Genomic DNA, 15,133 nt, shown 5'->3' on the forward strand with positions numbered 1-15,133 from the left:
CGAATAGTCCAGGAGGTCGGGACAACCGGACTCCCCGAAACGGAGTCTGGATAGTCTGTAGAGTCCGGAACGTCTGCCTGAGCAATAGGCGCTAAGACGGGCGGATATGGGGCTGGAACAATTCGGCGGCAAGCTGCCGCGCCGCTCACAGAACGGCATCGTCATCGTCATCGTGGTGCGGCCGTTCTGATCCGATCAGCGAAGGCAGACCGCCATGGAGACCCAGTCGCTGCATCAGCGTCGACGGATCGATTCTATCCAGGCGGTCATCCGCGACCGTCGTGGGCCGCACGAGCGGTCGGCGAAGCGTGGGGTGGTGACGTTCGAGCTGTGACCGCTTCCTGCTCCCGCAACCGGAGAAGGCAGGCTAGACCCGCTCCGACACCTTGATCGCCACCCGGCATCCCGCCTTGATCACGGCGCTGAGCAACCGATACCCCGGCGCCTCCCGGCTGCCATGCGCAACCGCGTGGTCGTGGTGTTCCAGCTCCTCGTCGCGGAATTTCGTCAGCTCCGCCGCCAGTTCCGGCTCGCGGTCCGCCAGCTCGGCGATCTGATCGGCGTAGTGTTGCTCGATCACGCTCTCCACCGCCTCGGTGCAGGCATGCGCCGCCTTCTCGCCCATCAGGGCTGTCGCAGCCCCCAGCCCGGTCGCCGCCAGGGACCATAGCGGCAGTATGGCCGTCGGCCGCACGCCGTGTTGTGTCAACAAGGCATCGAAGCGCGCCTTGTGCACCGCTTCGCCGGCCTGCATCTCGACCATGTCGGCAGTGATCGTCGCCTTGCCGCGCACGCCCCCGAAGATCCGCGCTTGCGCCTCGTAGATCTTCACGGCCCCAAACTCCCCGGCGTGATCGACGCGCAGGATCTGGGCCATCCGAGCGCGCATCGCTCCCCGCCCCGGACGGGGCAAAGGCGTGCGGCGGGGTTCAGTTGCGAGGGGCTCTGGCATCCTTGGGTCTCTTGGCGGCGAGCAGGCTGATCCCTGCAAGCGCAGCGGAGATCAGGGCGTTCCATCCTGCCATGGACAGGCCGAGGAAGCTCCACGTCACCGCGTCGCACAGGGCGATCCGAACGGCCGGACCGGTGCCCAGCGCCAGCGAGGTCAGGCCTTCCAGGTCCGCGCCCGCGCCGCCGCCGGCGCAAAGCGCCGGCAGGTCCCACCACTTCAGCTCACCCCCGGCATGAAAGCCGGCGGTGATCGCGCCGGTGGCAAAGACGGCGAACAGCAGGAAGGCGGCGATGCGCGGCGTGCCCCGGCGCGACTGACTGATGAGGGCCCAGAGCGTGGCCACGAGTGAGATGGCCACCGCGCCCCAGAACACCTCGCGCTGTTTGAGGCAGAGGTTGCAGGGGCTGAGGCCGGCGAACCGCTCGAACGCATGGGCTGCGCCTAGCATCGCCAGCGAAATCGCCAGGGCGAAGGCGGTCCACCAACGGGTCAGGAGACGATAGGCGCTTCTCATGATTTCGTTCTTAGACCGACCCTGAGCGTCCGTCGATCCAATCCTCCCCATCGGGGGAGGTGGCGCAGCGCGCCTTCGCGACGTGACGGAGGGGGCTAACGCCACACTCGGCGTCTGGAGTCGGCCTCCTCCACCACTGCATGGTCCCCCTCCCCCGATGGGGAAGGATCACAGAAGCTTCAGCGCAAGGAATCCGCCGACCAGCAAGACAAGGGCGATCACGAACGACAGGACCAGCCGCTTCTCGACGATCGCCAGCATGGACGGTCCCCAGGTCTTGAGAATCCAGGCCTCGAGGAAGAACCGGCCCGATCGCGTGATCGCCACGGCCAGGATGAACAGACCCAGATGGAAATGGGCCATGCCGGCGGCGATGGTCACCAGCTTGAACGGGATCGGCGTCAGCCCCTTGCCGAGGATGACGAGGAAGCCGTTCGACGCGAACCATGACTGATAGACGCGCATGTCCATGCCGTGGCCGAAGAACTCAAGCAGCCGCACGGCCACCGGCTCCAGGAAGACGCCGATCGCATAGCCCAGCAGCCCGCCCAGCAGCGATGCGATCGAACAGACCGCCGCATAGCGATAGGCCCGATCCGGCCGCGACAGGATCATCGGCGCCAGCATCACGTCCGGCGGGATGGGGAAGAACGACGCCTCGGCGAAGGACACCATCGCCATGGTCTTCTCGGCATAGGGCTTGCGCGCCTGTTCGAAGACCCAGTCGTAGAGTTTGCGCAGCATGAGCGTCCCCGGAGATCGTCTCCAGCCCTAGCAATGAACGGGATCGCCGGTCCATCCGCCTCGGCGCCGCAGCGTCGGTCTTTCCATCGTGATCATACCCGACTTGGCTTGTCGTCCCGGCACCACTAGGTTCCGCGCCAATCGACCGGCCCCGCCCTCAAAAAGCATGCTCCGGTCCCGCAACATTGCAGGAGACGCCCCATGGACGACCTGACCGCACGCACGGCTGACGCCACCATTCCCGCCTACGAGAACCCGCTGGGCGTCGACGGCTTTGAATTCGTCGAGTTCACCGGCCCCGATCCCCAGGCCATGATCAAACAGATCGAGGTGATGGGCTTCGTCCAGACGCATGTGAATCCGAAGAATGGCGTCGTGCGCATGAAGCAGGGCGACATCACCTTCCTCGTCCATACGAGGCCCGATGGTCACGCCGGCGAATTCGCGCGCGACCACGGCCCCTCGGCCAACGGCATGGCCTTCCGGGTCAACGATGCGAAGAAGGCCTATGACGAGGCCGTGGCGCGCGGCGCCCATCCGGCCGACATGCATGGCGGCGGGGCGCTGGGCGAGGGTGCCTATGCGCTGCGCGGCATCGGCGGGAGCCTGCTCTACATCATCGACGCCTATGGCGAGACCGGCTCCCTCTACGACAGCTGGGACGAGATCGAGGGCTGGGAGGAGGCCGAGCGCAAGAACAACGTCGGCCTGCACCTGCTGGATCACCTGACCCACAATGTGAAGCGCGGCCAGATGCGAACGTGGTCCGGCTTCTACGGCGACATCTTCGCCTTCGAGGAGCAGAAATATTTCGACATCAAGGGCAAGGCGACGGGCCTCTTCTCCCAGGCGATGATCGCGCCCGACCGCGCGATCCGCATCCCCCTGAACGAGAGCCAGGACGACAACTCGCAGATCGAGGAATACCTGCGTCGCTATAACGGCGAGGGCATCCAGCACATCGCCCTGGCCACCGACGACATCTTCGCCACCGTGGAAACCATGCGTGAGCGCGGCGTGGTGTTCCAGGACACGATCGAGACCTATTTCGAACTGATCGATAAACGCCTGCCCAACCACGGTCATGACGTCGAACGCATGCGCAAGAACCGCATCCTGATCGACGGCTCGGACGAGGAGGGCCTGCTGCTCCAGATCTTCACCCAGGACACCTTCGGGCCGATCTTCTTCGAGATCATCCAGCGCAAGGGCAACGAGGGCTTCGGCAACGGCAATTTCCAGGCCCTGTTCGATTCCATCGAGCTGGACCAGATCCGTCGCGGGGTCATCAAGGTCGACGCCAATTAAGATCGCGCCTCCCTCCTGGCTGCCGTTCCTCGGCCCGCTCGTCGCGGCCGTGGTCGGCGGCCTGATCGGACAGTGGCTCCAGATGGGCTTCTGGCCCGTCCTGGCCGGCGCCCTGATCGGCGGCTTCGCTCCGATCCTGGCCTATCGCGTCTGGAAATGGTCGCATCACAAGCGTGAGCCCTGACTGGTGTCTCCTCCCTGTCGCGAAGCGATGGGGAGGTGGCAGCGAGCCTCTATGCGAGCCGACGGAGGGGTTTTCGCCACCGTCCAGAACCCCTCGGTCTCTCCGCTTCGCTTCGAGCCACCTCCCCATTGCCTAAGGCGACAGGGAGGAGACAGATTGATATGGTGTGTCCCATGAAACTCCTGCCCGCCCTCATCGCCGCCTTGGCTCTCGCCTCTCCCGCCGCCGCGCAGGACCGCCCCCAGTGGTCCTTCGCCATCCATGGCGGAGCGGGCGTCATCGAGCGCGCGAACCTGTCGCCGGAACAGGACGCCGCCTATCGCGCCGCCCTCACGCGGGCGCTGGAGGCCGGGGCCGAGGTCCTTCGCAACGGCGGCGAGGCGCTCGACGCTGTCGAGGCCGCGATCCAGCTCATGGAGGACGATCCCCTGTTCAACGCCGGGCGCGGCGCGGTCTTCACCGCCGCCGGCCGCAACGAACTGGACGCCGCTGTGATGAACGGCTCGGACCTGACAGCCGGCGCCGTGGCGGGCCTGACCACCACCCGCCACCCGATCGCCGCCGCCCGCGCGGTCATGGAGCAGAGCCCCCACGTCATGCTGATCGGCTCGGGCGCCGATGCCTTCGCGGCCTCGCAGGGGTTGGAGCAGGTCGACCCGTCCTTCTTCTTCACCGAGCGCCGCTGGCAGGGGCTTCTGAAATTCTTGACTGACAACAACCTGCCGATCCCCGAACGGCCCGCCGGCGCCCCGCCCGCCGGCATGGCCTCGCTGGAGCCTGCCCCGCCCCTGAACGAGCGCAAGTTCGGCACCGTCGGCGCCGTCGCTCTCGACAGTCAGGGCCGCCTCGCGGCCGGCACATCGACCGGCGGCACGACCGGCAAGCGCTGGGGCCGGGTCGGCGACGTGCCGGTGATCGGGGCCGGCACCTACGCCTCCAACCGCGACGGCTGCGCGGTCTCGGCGACCGGCGACGGCGAATTCTACATCCGCGCCTCGGTGGCGCGCGACATCTGTTCCCGCATCGCCGACGGCGCGACCGGTCAGGTCGCAGCCCAGGCCGAGGTCGACGACGCCCTGTCGCTGGGCGGATCCGGCGGGGTCATCGTCATGGACGCGCAAGGCCGCCCGGCTTTCGCCATGACCACCACCGGCATGTACCGCGGCTCCATCCGCGCCGACGCCCCCGCCGCGGTCGCCATCTACGGCGACGAGCCGCGCCCGTGACCTCAGCCGTCGACCTCGTCGAAAAGTTCGCGGGCTTCTCCGACCACTGGCGGCCCCGGATCGCGGCCCAGCTGAACGGTCAGGACCTGCGGCTGGTCAAGGTCCAGGGCATCTTCCCCTGGCACACCCATGCCGAGGCCGAGGAGATGTTCCTGGTCTGGAAGGGCCGGTTCCGGGTCGAGTTCCGCGACCGCATCGTCACCCTCGATCCCGGTCAGTTCATCGTCGTGCCCAAGGGCGTCGAACACCGTACCGGCGCGGACGAGGAGGCGGAGGTCCTGATCTTCGAACCGTCCGAAGTCGTGAACACCGGCGACGCGCCCGTGTCCGGGTTCACCGCGCCCGGCGGAGTCATGGCCTGATGTCGGACGAACTGACGGTCATGGCGCAGGAGGAGCTCAACGCCGCCTGCGCCATGACCTGGCCCGAACTCAAGCGGATCACCCCCTGGGGCGACAGTTTCGAAGGCTTCGCCCCATCCGGCCGCACGGTCGAGATAGAGCGCCGCTACCTCTGGGCGCTGGATCCCGAGGGCGCGATCATTGTCGAGGTCGAGGTCCGCGACGCCGCCGCCGCCGCCCGCGAGGGCGTAGAAGCCCGCGCCATCCTGCACGCCCCCTGAGACGCTGAGCGGCGACACCCACAACCTTCACAGTCCGCCGTTAACCTTTTCCGTGGTCAGGCGTTCGCCCCTGCGCCATGATCGCACGGCGTTCGGCGATTGCGGGAAATGGGCATGTATCCATCGGATTTCGAAGCGGCCGAGGGCGTCTATTCCCGCGTGGACGAGCCCCTGTTCCTGGGCCTGTCGCCACTGCTGGCCCTGATCCTCTTTCTGCTCCTGCTGGCCGTCGCGGCGGGCATGTTCTTCCTCGGCCGGTGGCATCTGGAACAGTCGGGGGACCGGGATGCCGACAAGGCCCCGGCTGACATACACAAGGCCATCCTGAAGGCGTCCAACGCCGCCATGGGCGCCTCCAGCAACGACCTCAAGTCTCGTGCGGAAGCGCTGAAGGCCGTCATCCGCGAGCGCCTCGGCCCCGTGCTGGACCTGGCCGGCGGTATCGCTGGCCGGTTCGAAGCGCTCGAGAACGCACTGGCCGGCGAGGTCACGGCGGCCCCGGACGCCCATGGCGCGGGCCACAGCGCCGACCACGACGACAGAAACTCGCATGGCTGCACCTGCGCCACGCCCCGGAACTGCACCTGCAAGCCCGCGTCGGTGACGATCAATCAGGTCTACGTCGGCGGCCTGCCCGTCGCCGGGGCTGGAGGTTGCGGCGAGGCGGGCCATCATCATCCGGGCGGCGGCCACGACAATACGAATCACGGAAGCCACGTTGACGACGCCCATCCGGACGGGACCCGCCACATGACCGGGCCCGAACAGATCGATGCTCTCAGCCGGGCCGTGCGCAAATTCCACGATCACTGGTCCGACGGTACGGCGCGAATCCGCGAACTCCGTGAGGCGAGACGAGCGTTCTCCCGCTGATCTTGCGGCGCCTGATGGTTTGCAGGCGAGCCGAAAACGCCTAGCCTGAACTCATGAAACTCGCCTCGCTCAAGCACGGCCGTGACGGTCGCCTCGTGGTCGTCTCCTCGGACCTCGCCTGGTTCACCGACGCCTTCCTGATCGCGCCCAGCCTGCAGGCGGCGCTCGACGACTGGGAGCGTTGCGAGCCCAGGCTCCGCGCCCTGGCCGAGAGCCTCGATCACGAGGCCGTGCCGCGCGGACGCTTCCACGAACGCGACGCCGCCGCCCCCCTGCCCCGCGCCTATCAGTGGGCGGACGGTTCGGCCTATGTGAACCACGTCGAACTGGTGCGTAAGGCGCGCGGCGCCGAGATGCCCGCCAGCTTCTGGACCGACCCCCTGATGTACCAGGGCGGCTCCGACCACTTCATGGGCGCCCGCGACCCGATCCTGCTCGCCGACGAAAGCTGGGGCTGCGACCTGGAGGCCGAGATCGTCGTCGTCACCGGCGACGTGCCGCAGGGCGTGACGCCGGAGGAGGCGCGCGGCTGTATCCGCCTCGTCGGCCTCGTCAATGACGTCTCCCTGCGCAACCTGATCCCCGGCGAGCTCGGCAAGGGGTTCGGCTTCGTCCAGTCCAAGCCGGCCTCGACCCTGTCGCCCGTCTTCGTCACCCCCGCGGCCCTCGGCGATCGCTGGAAGGACGGCAAGCTGTCCGGTGCCCTGTCAGTCCAGTTGAACGGCAAGGACTTCGGCGCCGCCGACGCGGGCGTCGACATGACCTTCGACTTCGGCGTCCTGATCGCCCACCTCGCGAAAACCCGCAGCCTGGGCGCGGGCACGATCATCGGCTCGGGCACCGTGTCGAACAAGGGCGCCGACGGCGGCCCGGGCAAGCCGGTCGATCAGGGCGGCCAGGGCTATTCCTGCATCGCCGAGATCCGCACCGTCGAAACCATCACCGGCGGCGCGGCCGTGACCCCTTTCCTGAAGCACGGCGACACCGTTCGCATCGAGATGCTCGACGACGGGCGCCGCTCGATCTTCGGGGCCATCGAACAGGTCGTGCAACCCGTCTGACGCGATCCTTGACCGCTTCCCGGCACACGCTGAACGTGCTTATCTGACCCACACGGCGACGTGCCGTCACGGAGAGCCCGGCCATGACGCCGCAACAGTACGCACCGCTCATCGCGCTCGTGATCATGGTGCCGCTGATCCTGCTCAGGAACCGCGCGCCTCGGACGCTGCGACCGAAATGGATGTGGGTCACCCCTGCGATCATCGTTCCCCTGATGGGTCTGGCCCTCTGGGGCACCAGTATGGAGCCGGGTGCTGATCACACGCCGTTTGACGTGACCGCCTGGGCCATGCTCGCCCTCGGCTTCCTCCTCGGCTGCGCGGCGGGCTGGTGGCGCGGCAAGATGACCACCATCCAGCGCCACCCCGACGGCACGCTGAAGGCCCAGGCCTCGCCCCTCGGCATCATCCTGATCATCGGCCTTTTCCTCGGCCGCAGCACCCTGCGGTCGGTGCTGGAACCCCACGCTGCCGCCTGGCATTTGAATGCGTTGGCCATCGCCGACGCCTTCCTGGTCTTCGTCGTCGGCATGATCGTGGTCCAGCGGATCGAGATGTTCATCCGCGCCCGTCGCGTCCTCGCCGGCGGAACCGACAGCCACGTCGCGGCCGCCCCTGCCGCCTGATCCGTTCCCCAGTCGAGAGTGAGCGTATGCGTCTGAAAGCCCTCGCCTCCCTGATCGCCCTCGCCGGCGCCGGGTCCGCCCTGGCCCAGGACGCGACCACCGACTGGGAAATGGTCCGCCGGCCGGACCAGAAGTCGGTAATGGCCTTCATGCCGATGGACTCCGGTCTGACCGTGGCCTTCCGGTGCGTCGACGGGGTCTATGGCGCGGTGATCGCCGGCCTGCCTGCGGCGTCCCGCGGCGCCCGGACCCGTGTGCTGCGGATCGGCATCGGCGACGACGAGCCCCACGAGACCATCTGGAACGTGACCACCGATCTCACGGTGGCCGTGGCCGACTATCCCGCCCCTCTGGCGCGGGAAGTCCGGGAGGGCGGGCGCGTCAGCATCCTCATCCCCAACGGCGCGGGCGACGGTCGCAACCTTCGCCACGATCTCGAGCTGCCTGCCTCTCCGACCGCCATCGATGAGACCCTGACCGCCTGTGACCGGCCTACGGTCGATCCGCGCGACGAACTTCTGCCCGAGATCGAGGAGGACGGCCTGCCGCGCGGCGTGACCTGGGCGCGCGAGCCTCGTCCGCGTTATCCCCGAACCAACTACGCCGAGGCCTCGGCCATACTGTCCTGCGTGGTCCAGCCCGACGGCGGGCTGGAACAATGCGTCGTCGAATCCGAGTTCCCGGTCGACGGCGCCTTCGGACGCGCCGCCCTCGCCGCGATCGACAACGCCCGCATCGTCAGCCCGGGCGAAACGCCGGGCCAGTACGCGCCCCGCATGATCGCCTTCCGCAACGTCTTTCGAATGCGATAGCCGGTGATCGGAACCTGCATGCCCAGAGCCGTCATCGCCGGCGCACTGGCGCTACTGCTCGCCGCCCCCGCCTCAGCCCAGGACGGCGAGGACTGGGACTTCGGCCACGACGCCGATCGGGATCTGACCATCGCCGCCGTCACTTTCGACAATTTCGGCGTCGCCGTCCGCTGTCTGGGCGAGACGCTGAGCGTGGTCGTCTCCGGTCTACCGACGCGCGAAGGGATCCAGACCTTCGACTACCAGATGGGCGAGCGAACCGACGACGACAGCCTCTGGGTCAGCGGCGGTCGAAATCAGTCCGCCTTCGCCCTGTGGCCGGCCCACGTCGCGCGCGATCTTCGACGCGGCGGCCGCTTCGCCCTCGGGGTTCCTGACGGCGAGCGGGTGCGACGGATCGCTGTCGACCTGCCAGCCTCGCCCTCGGCGATCGGACGCGTCTTCGAGGCCTGCGGTCGCGAAATGCCGGAGGACAGCACCGCTGCGCCCGACCGCGAGAACCTCGCCGGGCTCCAGTGGCGTGACAGGCCGACGCCGAGCTTCCCCGCGCGGACTGATTCCGAAACGGGCGTCACGGCCCTGATCTGCGGGGTCGCGAGCAGCGGGGCGCTCCGCCAGTGCCGCGTCGAGAGCGAGTTTCCGGAAGGCGGCGGCTTCGGCCGCGCGGCCGTGCTGGGCGCGCACCGGACCGGACGCGTCGAGATGAAGGACGGTGAGACGGGGGCGATGGAGGACCGCCGGGTCTCATTCTACGTCCGCTACGGCCTCGGCCTCGACCTGCCGCCCATCCCGAGCCGTCTGCGTCCCCGCTGACGCTCAGTTCGGCCGGATCACCTGGGCCGAGAACCGCTCCATCTCTTCCTCCTGCGGCGACATCTGCAGCAGCACGAGGTCCAGACCGGCGGCCTCGAACTCTTCCATCCGTCCACGGACGGTCTCAGGCGTCCCCACGAAGCCGGGGCGCAGACCCCGGTTGGAGACGCTGTATTCGCGGATCTTCAGCTCCCGCTCCAGCTCGGTCCCCGACAGCCACTGGTCGAAGTTGGCGAAGCCCGCCGGGGGCGTGCCGTCCGCCAGACCGGGAATGGTCGTGATCCGCTCCAGCTCGCGTTCGGCCTCGACCTGGGTGTCGCGCACGATGGCATAAGCGGCCATGCCGTACGACATCGGCGGCAGGCCGAAACTCTCGCGCCGTTCGCGCATGTCGGCGATCTTCGCCGCGATATGCTCGGGCTCGTCGCCGTGCATGACATAGGCGTCGCAGTGTTTCGCGATCAGCGTCTTGGCCGCCTCGGATTCCCCGCCGGCATAAATGACCGGGCGTGGCCGTTCGGGGGTGGAGGTCGGCTTCGGCTCCACGATCGCGTCCTGCAGCGTGTAGTATTTACCCTCGAAGTCGACGCGCTTATCGGTCCACAGGCGCGACAGCACGGTCAGCCACTCCGCCGTCCGGCCATAGCGATCGTCGTGCTGGTCGAACTGCAGGCCGTAGCTCTCCGCCTCCTTGGCCCACCACGACGAGACGACGTTCAGGGCCAGACGTCCGTTCGAGATCCGGTCGATATTGGCCGCCTGTTTCGCGAACAGGGCCGGCTGGTGGAAGTTCGGACGCACCGCGACCATCAGCTCGATCGTCTCGGTCACCGCCGCCAGCGCCGCCGCCGTGGACCAGGCGTCCAGCGCCGGCGCCTCGATCCCCTTGATGTCGTTCAGGTTGAGCTCGGCGATCAGGGTCAGGTCATAGCCCAGGGCCTCGGACCGCTTGACCAGCCGCGACGCATTCTCCCACGACGCCTCCCGCTCATCGGCGACGTTGCGCAGCCAGCCGCCGAAGACGGGGGCCCAGTATCCATACCTCATGCGCGCTTCGCCTTTTCTTCCGCCACAATACCCTTGAGCCAGTCGACCAGATCGTCGTGCGGGTCGAAGCCCAGCACCTCGACCGGTCTGGCCACGAAGTTCGATAGTCCGTTGATGTCGTAAAACAGGACCGACCCGTCCCGGTCGTCGATCAGATATTCGACGCCCCCGATCTCCAGTTGGCCCGCGACGGCCAGCCGCTCGACCGCCTCGATGATCTCCGGCGGCGGCGTCGTCTTCGTCATGGTCAGGGTCGGCGCGCCCGGCCGCACCAGACAGGTGTCGGCGGGGCACAGATCAAAGGCGTCGCCCGGGCTCTCGATATCGATGGCGTAAAGATACTTGCCGTTCAGCGTCTCGACGCGGGTGATCTTGCCGTCCTGGCGCGGCGCATATTCCTGGATCAGGGAGATGCCGTTGACCCCTACCGGGCACCATTTTTCACCGGCCGCCTCGGCCAGCGCCTCAGGCGTCTCATAGCGGGTGATGCCGGCCCCGGCCCCGCCGATATCGGCCTTGACCAGCACCGGATAGCGCAGCCCCTCGGCCGCCCCCGGAATGTCCGCCTGCCGGTGCGCCACCCGCGTCGCCGGCCCCTTCAGGCCCAGACGGGCGATCAGGGACATCTGCCGCGCCTTGGAGGTGTCGATGTTCAGGGCCGAGGCGTTGACCACCCGCGTCCCCTGTCCCTGCCAGTGCTCGAACAGGCTCTGGGCGTAGAAGATCGGATGCTCCGGCTCGCGCAGGAAGGACGACATCGCCACCCTTGAGAACACCACCGTCGCCGGCGCCGGCGACCCGGCCGGATCGAAGGTGCTGTCGCCCAGCGGGACCTTCACATGGCTGACCCCGTGCCGGTTCAGGGCCGCGAACAGCGGCTCGAACCATTCGGGATGCTCATAGACGATGGCGAGGTCGGGGAGAGGCTCGGTCATGGCGGGGATGTGCGTTACACCATGATGGAACGCAAGGGGCGCAGCTGAGAATCTGGCTCAAGCAGCGAGCGACCGCGTCGCGAGCAGTAGCCCACAAAAAATGGCAGGGCTGCTGTAGCGCGAGGCCTTCCCTCGCTCTACAGCAACCCTGCGGGCCCCGGTGGTGGAACTGGTAGACGCGCCGGACTCAAAATCCGGTTCCGAAAGGAGTGCCGGTTCGACCCCGGCCCGGGGCACCACATTCTCAGCGCCAGCCGCGCCTTACCGGCCGCGCCGCCTCCTCCAGACCCATCAGAAACCCGTCCTGCCCGTCGTCGCCGGTCTGGGCCGCCAGCGCTGCGGCCTGCTGGACCAGATGCTCGATCTCCTCGCCACCGCTGCCAAGCGCGAGGCGGGCCAGGGCCACGGCTCGCGCCCGGATCAACGCCAGGGCCGCCGCCGGATGCCGTCCCTCCAGCCGCGACGCCCACAGCGGAACCTCATCGGCCGAGCCGCGCAGGTCGCCGGCCCGCGCCACGACCATCTCTCCCGCCTCGCGCAGCGCCGGCCAGGTCATCAGGAACCTCAGGCCCGCCGTCGCGTCAGGGTAGGCGGCGGCGTGGGCGAAGGCGCGGTCCAGGGCGACGACGTCCTCGAAGTCGGACAGTTTGGCGATCTCGGCCCGCAGCGGCGCCTCGGCCAGGGTCCGTTCGAACAGCATCCAGCGCGCATCGCTGGCGCCCTTCGCATCGCCCTCGGTTTCCAGCACGGCGATCTCGGCGGTCAGCCAGTTTTCCGGCGGAGGCGGCGGCGGTTCCGGTTCGCGCCGGCCCGAGCGTGACGCCTCGACCAACCTCGGCCGCGACGCCTCCAGCGCCGCCCGGGCCTCGACCGAACGCCCGGCCTCGGCCAGCCGTCGCGCGATCTCGGCGCCGATCTCCGGCTTGACCCGATCCTCCTCCGGCAGCGAGGAGACCCAGGCGTCCAGGTCGCCCGCCCGGTCCGCCAGCTTCCTCACCACCAGCGCCAGCCGCCCAGTGGGCCTGGGCCTCCCCTGGGTGATCCCGAGCAGCAACGCCCGCGCCAGGGGCCTGCTCAGCCCCGCCGCCCCGCGCCCGATCCAGCTTCCCCATTCCGACAGTCGCGTATTCAGCGCCTCGATCAGGATCGGCGCCGCCACCTCCGCCCCCGCCAGCGAGGCCGTCGCGGCCAGTTCCGTCGATGACCCGTCGAACAGCAGGGCCAGCTCGCCCTTTGGATCCTTCACCCGCGCGGCCAGCCCCGGATAGAGGTCGAACCAGGCCACCAGACGGTCCAGCCCCAGCCGCGCATCCATGGCCGCCAGCCTGTCCACAATGATCCGGCGGACGGTCGTCAGGTCGGCCAGCAACTCCGGCCGCTTCCGCCACGACACCCGGGTCCGGCTGCCCGCCAGGGTGTTCAGCCGCTTGTCGATCTCCAGCGCCAGATCGGCCGCCCCGACCTCGGCCGCCAGCTCCATGCGCAGCCGCCGCTTCCAGCCCGCGTCCTCGCCCGCCATCTCCATCAGCAGATCGGCCAGACGCGCGTCCCCGAGCGCCTTCAGGTTCGCCGCCGACAGGGTCTTCTTCGCCGTCGCCGGTCTCTTCGCCATGGATCGCCTTCCGTCAGGATCACACAGTGTGCCGAACGGGTCACATCAGCGATAGGTCCGATGTCGTCTGCCGCGCAGCGGGAACGCTCCGGTCCGCCGATCATTAATCCGGCAGTCCAAAGGCCCGTCCCATGATTGCTCTGACCCTCGCCCTCGCCCTGTTCGCCGACCCCTCGCTGGGCCGGCCCACTCTCACCCGCGCGGCGCTCACCGTCGAACCCGCGTCGATGACGGCGCTCGAACCCGCTCCGGCGCCGCTGCTCCAGAGCGTTGCGGTGACCCTCGAATGCACGGCCTTCGCCGACGGCCGCGTCGGTGAATGCGCCGTTCTGGAAGAGACCCATCCCGGCATGGGCTTCGGTGACGCCGCCATCGCCCTGATGGCGGATGCGACGACCGACCGGTCCGCGGTCGATCACAGGTTCGCCCGCACCATCCAGTTCATGCCCTAGTCCCTGCGTCGCAACCGTCATCTCGCAGTTGCGAAAAGTTACAGGCTGGCCGGTTGCGGGGCGGCGACCCAACACGCATCTGGACATGATGACCTCAACCACGGACGAAATCGCCAAGCCCAAAGGCCCGGGCTTCCCGGAGTTCGTCTGCATGATCGCCCTGATGATGGCGCTCAATGCCCTGGCCATCGACTCCATGCTGCCGGCCCTGCCGGATATCGGCGATGCCTTGGGCGTTGCCTCCGACAACAGCCGCCAGTGGGTCATCACCGCCTATCTGCTCGGCTTCGGCGGCATGCAGATCGTCTACGGCCCGCTCGCCGACCGGTTCGGCCGGAAGCCGATCCTGATGATCGGCGTCGGCATCTATGTCGTCTTCAGCCTGGTCGCCATGCTGGCCCCGACGTTCGAGACCCTGATCCTGGCCCGCGTCGGTCAGGGTCTCGGCTCGGCCGCGACCCGCGTTCTGGCCGTCTCCATCGTACGTGACCGCTTCTCGGGCCGGACAATGGCGCGGGTGATGAGCCTCAGCTTCCTCGTCTTCCTCGGCGTCCCCGTCATCGCCCCCTCCCTCGGTCAGGCCATCCTTCTGGTCGCGCCGTGGGAGGCGATCTTCGGCGTTCTCGCCTTCGCAGGCGTCGCCCTGATGATCTGGGCCGGCCTGCGCCTGCCCGAGACGCTTCACCCCCGGGATCGCCTTCCGATCGAGGCGAACCGCATCGTCCTGGCGTTCAGGGAGGCCGTCACCAACCGCGTCTCCATCGGCTACACCCTGGCCATGACGGCGATCACGGGCGCCCTGTTCGCCTTCATCAACTCGTCGCAGCAGATCTTCTTCGACGTGTTCGAGGCCCCGGCCCTGTTCACCACCGTCTTCGCCCTGATCGCCGGCGGCATCGCCATCGCCTCCGTCGTCAACGCGAAACTGGTCGAGAAGCTGGGCTCGCGCATGATCGGCCACACGGCGCTCCTGGGCTTCATCACCTTCGGCGCCCTCCACCTGATGGTCACGCTCAGCGGCCACGAGACCATCTGGACCTTCGGCATCCTGCAGGCCTGCACCATGTTCTGCTTCGGCCTTCTGGCCGGCAACTTCGGCGCCATGGCGATGGAGCCGATGGGCCATATCGCCGGCACCGCCTCCTCGGCCCAGGGCTTCATCTCGACCATCATCGGCTCGCTGATCGGCTTCGCCATCGGCCAGTCGTTCAACGGCACGGTCGTGCCCATGACCCTGGGCATCACCGCCTGCGGGATCGCCGCCCTGGGCTTCGTTCTGCTGGCCGAACGCGGCAGGCTGTTCGTGGCCCGCAATCCGGTCCCGGTCGCCGCCGAGTAGGCCGCGGGGCGCG

At 68.3% G+C, this 15,133-nt stretch carries 17 protein-coding genes and 1 tRNA gene; 12 read left to right on the forward strand and 6 right to left on the reverse strand.

The genetic code is table 11. The annotated features are described in order from the left end of the window. Nucleotides 1-367: 367 nt before the first annotated feature. The 3 genes from ACP7AZ_RS11345 to ACP7AZ_RS11355 form a co-directional block, all read right to left on the reverse strand. Nucleotides 368-952: a demethoxyubiquinone hydroxylase family protein gene (locus ACP7AZ_RS11345; protein ID WP_426038763.1), complete on the reverse strand. Its 585-nt coding sequence runs from the start codon at nt 950-952 to the stop codon at nt 368-370. Continuing rightward, on the reverse strand, nt 930-1,466 hold the full coding sequence (locus ACP7AZ_RS11350) for a disulfide bond formation protein B (RefSeq protein ID WP_426038764.1): 537 nt from the start codon (nt 1,464-1,466) through the stop codon (nt 930-932). Before ACP7AZ_RS11350 ends, ACP7AZ_RS11345 begins: the two co-directional genes overlap by 23 nt. Nucleotides 1,467-1,634: 168 nt before the next feature. Beyond that, nucleotides 1,635-2,210, reverse strand: a complete 576-nt coding sequence (locus tag ACP7AZ_RS11355; RefSeq protein WP_426038765.1) for a YqaA family protein — start codon at nt 2,208-2,210, stop codon at nt 1,635-1,637. A 201-nt stretch (nt 2,211-2,411) separates the two neighbouring features. Here ACP7AZ_RS11355 and hppD point away from each other — a divergent pair, with 201 nt between their 5' ends. From hppD to ACP7AZ_RS11400, 9 genes are all read left to right on the forward strand, one after another. Then, nucleotides 2,412-3,518, forward strand: coding sequence for a 4-hydroxyphenylpyruvate dioxygenase (hppD, locus tag ACP7AZ_RS11360; RefSeq protein ID WP_426038766.1), 1,107 nt, complete (start codon nt 2,412-2,414; stop codon nt 3,516-3,518). Between the two features lie 357 nt (nt 3,519-3,875). Next, nucleotides 3,876-4,928: an isoaspartyl peptidase/L-asparaginase family protein gene (locus ACP7AZ_RS11365; RefSeq protein ID WP_426038767.1), complete on the forward strand. Its 1,053-nt coding sequence runs from the start codon at nt 3,876-3,878 to the stop codon at nt 4,926-4,928. Then, nucleotides 4,925-5,290, forward strand: a complete 366-nt coding sequence (locus ACP7AZ_RS11370; RefSeq protein WP_426038768.1) for a cupin domain-containing protein — start codon at nt 4,925-4,927, stop codon at nt 5,288-5,290. The genes ACP7AZ_RS11365 and ACP7AZ_RS11370 overlap by 4 nt, the downstream gene beginning before the upstream one ends. Next, on the forward strand, nt 5,290-5,550 hold the full coding sequence (locus ACP7AZ_RS11375) for a hypothetical protein (RefSeq protein WP_426038769.1): 261 nt from the start codon (nt 5,290-5,292) through the stop codon (nt 5,548-5,550). Before ACP7AZ_RS11370 ends, ACP7AZ_RS11375 begins: the two co-directional genes overlap by 1 nt. A 114-nt stretch (nt 5,551-5,664) precedes the next feature. Next, entirely contained in the window at nt 5,665-6,423 is a 759-nt protein-coding gene (locus ACP7AZ_RS11380; protein ID WP_426038770.1) for a hypothetical protein, read from the forward strand. Between the two features lie 53 nt (nt 6,424-6,476). Continuing rightward, the gene (locus ACP7AZ_RS11385; protein WP_426038771.1) at nt 6,477-7,484 is read left to right on the forward strand and encodes a fumarylacetoacetate hydrolase family protein; all 1,008 of its coding nucleotides are present in this window, start codon (nt 6,477-6,479) and stop codon (nt 7,482-7,484) included. A gap of 83 nt (nt 7,485-7,567) precedes the next feature. Then, on the forward strand, nt 7,568-8,110 hold the full coding sequence (locus ACP7AZ_RS11390) for a CcdC protein domain-containing protein (protein WP_426038772.1): 543 nt from the start codon (nt 7,568-7,570) through the stop codon (nt 8,108-8,110). A 26-nt stretch (nt 8,111-8,136) separates the two neighbouring features. Beyond that, nucleotides 8,137-8,922, forward strand: a complete 786-nt coding sequence (locus ACP7AZ_RS11395; RefSeq protein ID WP_426038773.1) for a hypothetical protein — start codon at nt 8,137-8,139, stop codon at nt 8,920-8,922. A gap of 18 nt (nt 8,923-8,940) precedes the next feature. Then, nucleotides 8,941-9,735 carry a hypothetical protein gene (locus ACP7AZ_RS11400; RefSeq protein WP_426038774.1) on the forward strand — a complete coding sequence of 265 codons (795 nt, stop codon included), beginning with the start codon at nt 8,941-8,943 and terminating at the stop codon, nt 9,733-9,735. Nucleotides 9,736-9,738: 3 nt separating this feature from the next. On the opposite strand, the gene ACP7AZ_RS11405 is transcribed toward ACP7AZ_RS11400, so the two are convergent. Continuing rightward, nucleotides 9,739-10,782: an LLM class flavin-dependent oxidoreductase gene (locus tag ACP7AZ_RS11405; RefSeq protein ID WP_426038775.1), complete on the reverse strand. Its 1,044-nt coding sequence runs from the start codon at nt 10,780-10,782 to the stop codon at nt 9,739-9,741. After that, a complete protein-coding gene (locus ACP7AZ_RS11410) occupies nt 10,779-11,717 on the reverse strand; it encodes an ATP-grasp domain-containing protein (protein ID WP_426038776.1) in 939 nt (312 codons plus the stop codon). Before ACP7AZ_RS11410 ends, ACP7AZ_RS11405 begins: the two co-directional genes overlap by 4 nt. A gap of 154 nt (nt 11,718-11,871) precedes the next feature. On the opposite strand from ACP7AZ_RS11410, the gene ACP7AZ_RS11415 reads away from it, so the two are divergent. Further along, nucleotides 11,872-11,956 (forward strand) — tRNA-Leu (locus ACP7AZ_RS11415). A 5-nt stretch (nt 11,957-11,961) separates the two neighbouring features. On the opposite strand, the gene ACP7AZ_RS11420 is transcribed toward ACP7AZ_RS11415, so the two are convergent. After that, nucleotides 11,962-13,329, reverse strand: a complete 1,368-nt coding sequence (locus ACP7AZ_RS11420; protein WP_426038777.1) for a DUF6880 family protein — start codon at nt 13,327-13,329, stop codon at nt 11,962-11,964. 131 nt (nt 13,330-13,460) lie between these two features. Here ACP7AZ_RS11420 and ACP7AZ_RS11425 point away from each other — a divergent pair, with 131 nt between their 5' ends. Together ACP7AZ_RS11425 and ACP7AZ_RS11430 are read left to right on the forward strand one after the other, a co-directional pair. After that, entirely contained in the window at nt 13,461-13,781 is a 321-nt protein-coding gene (locus ACP7AZ_RS11425) for a hypothetical protein (RefSeq protein WP_426038778.1), read from the forward strand. An 85-nt stretch (nt 13,782-13,866) separates the two neighbouring features. After that, complete coding sequence (locus ACP7AZ_RS11430; protein WP_426038779.1) at nt 13,867-15,120, forward strand: multidrug effflux MFS transporter; 1,254 nt, start codon at nt 13,867-13,869, stop codon at nt 15,118-15,120. Nucleotides 15,121-15,133 lie beyond the last annotated feature (13 nt).

It is taken from the genome of Brevundimonas sp. DC300-4 (assembly GCF_049897365.1).
Taxonomy (GTDB): Bacteria; Pseudomonadota; Alphaproteobacteria; order Caulobacterales; family Caulobacteraceae; genus Brevundimonas.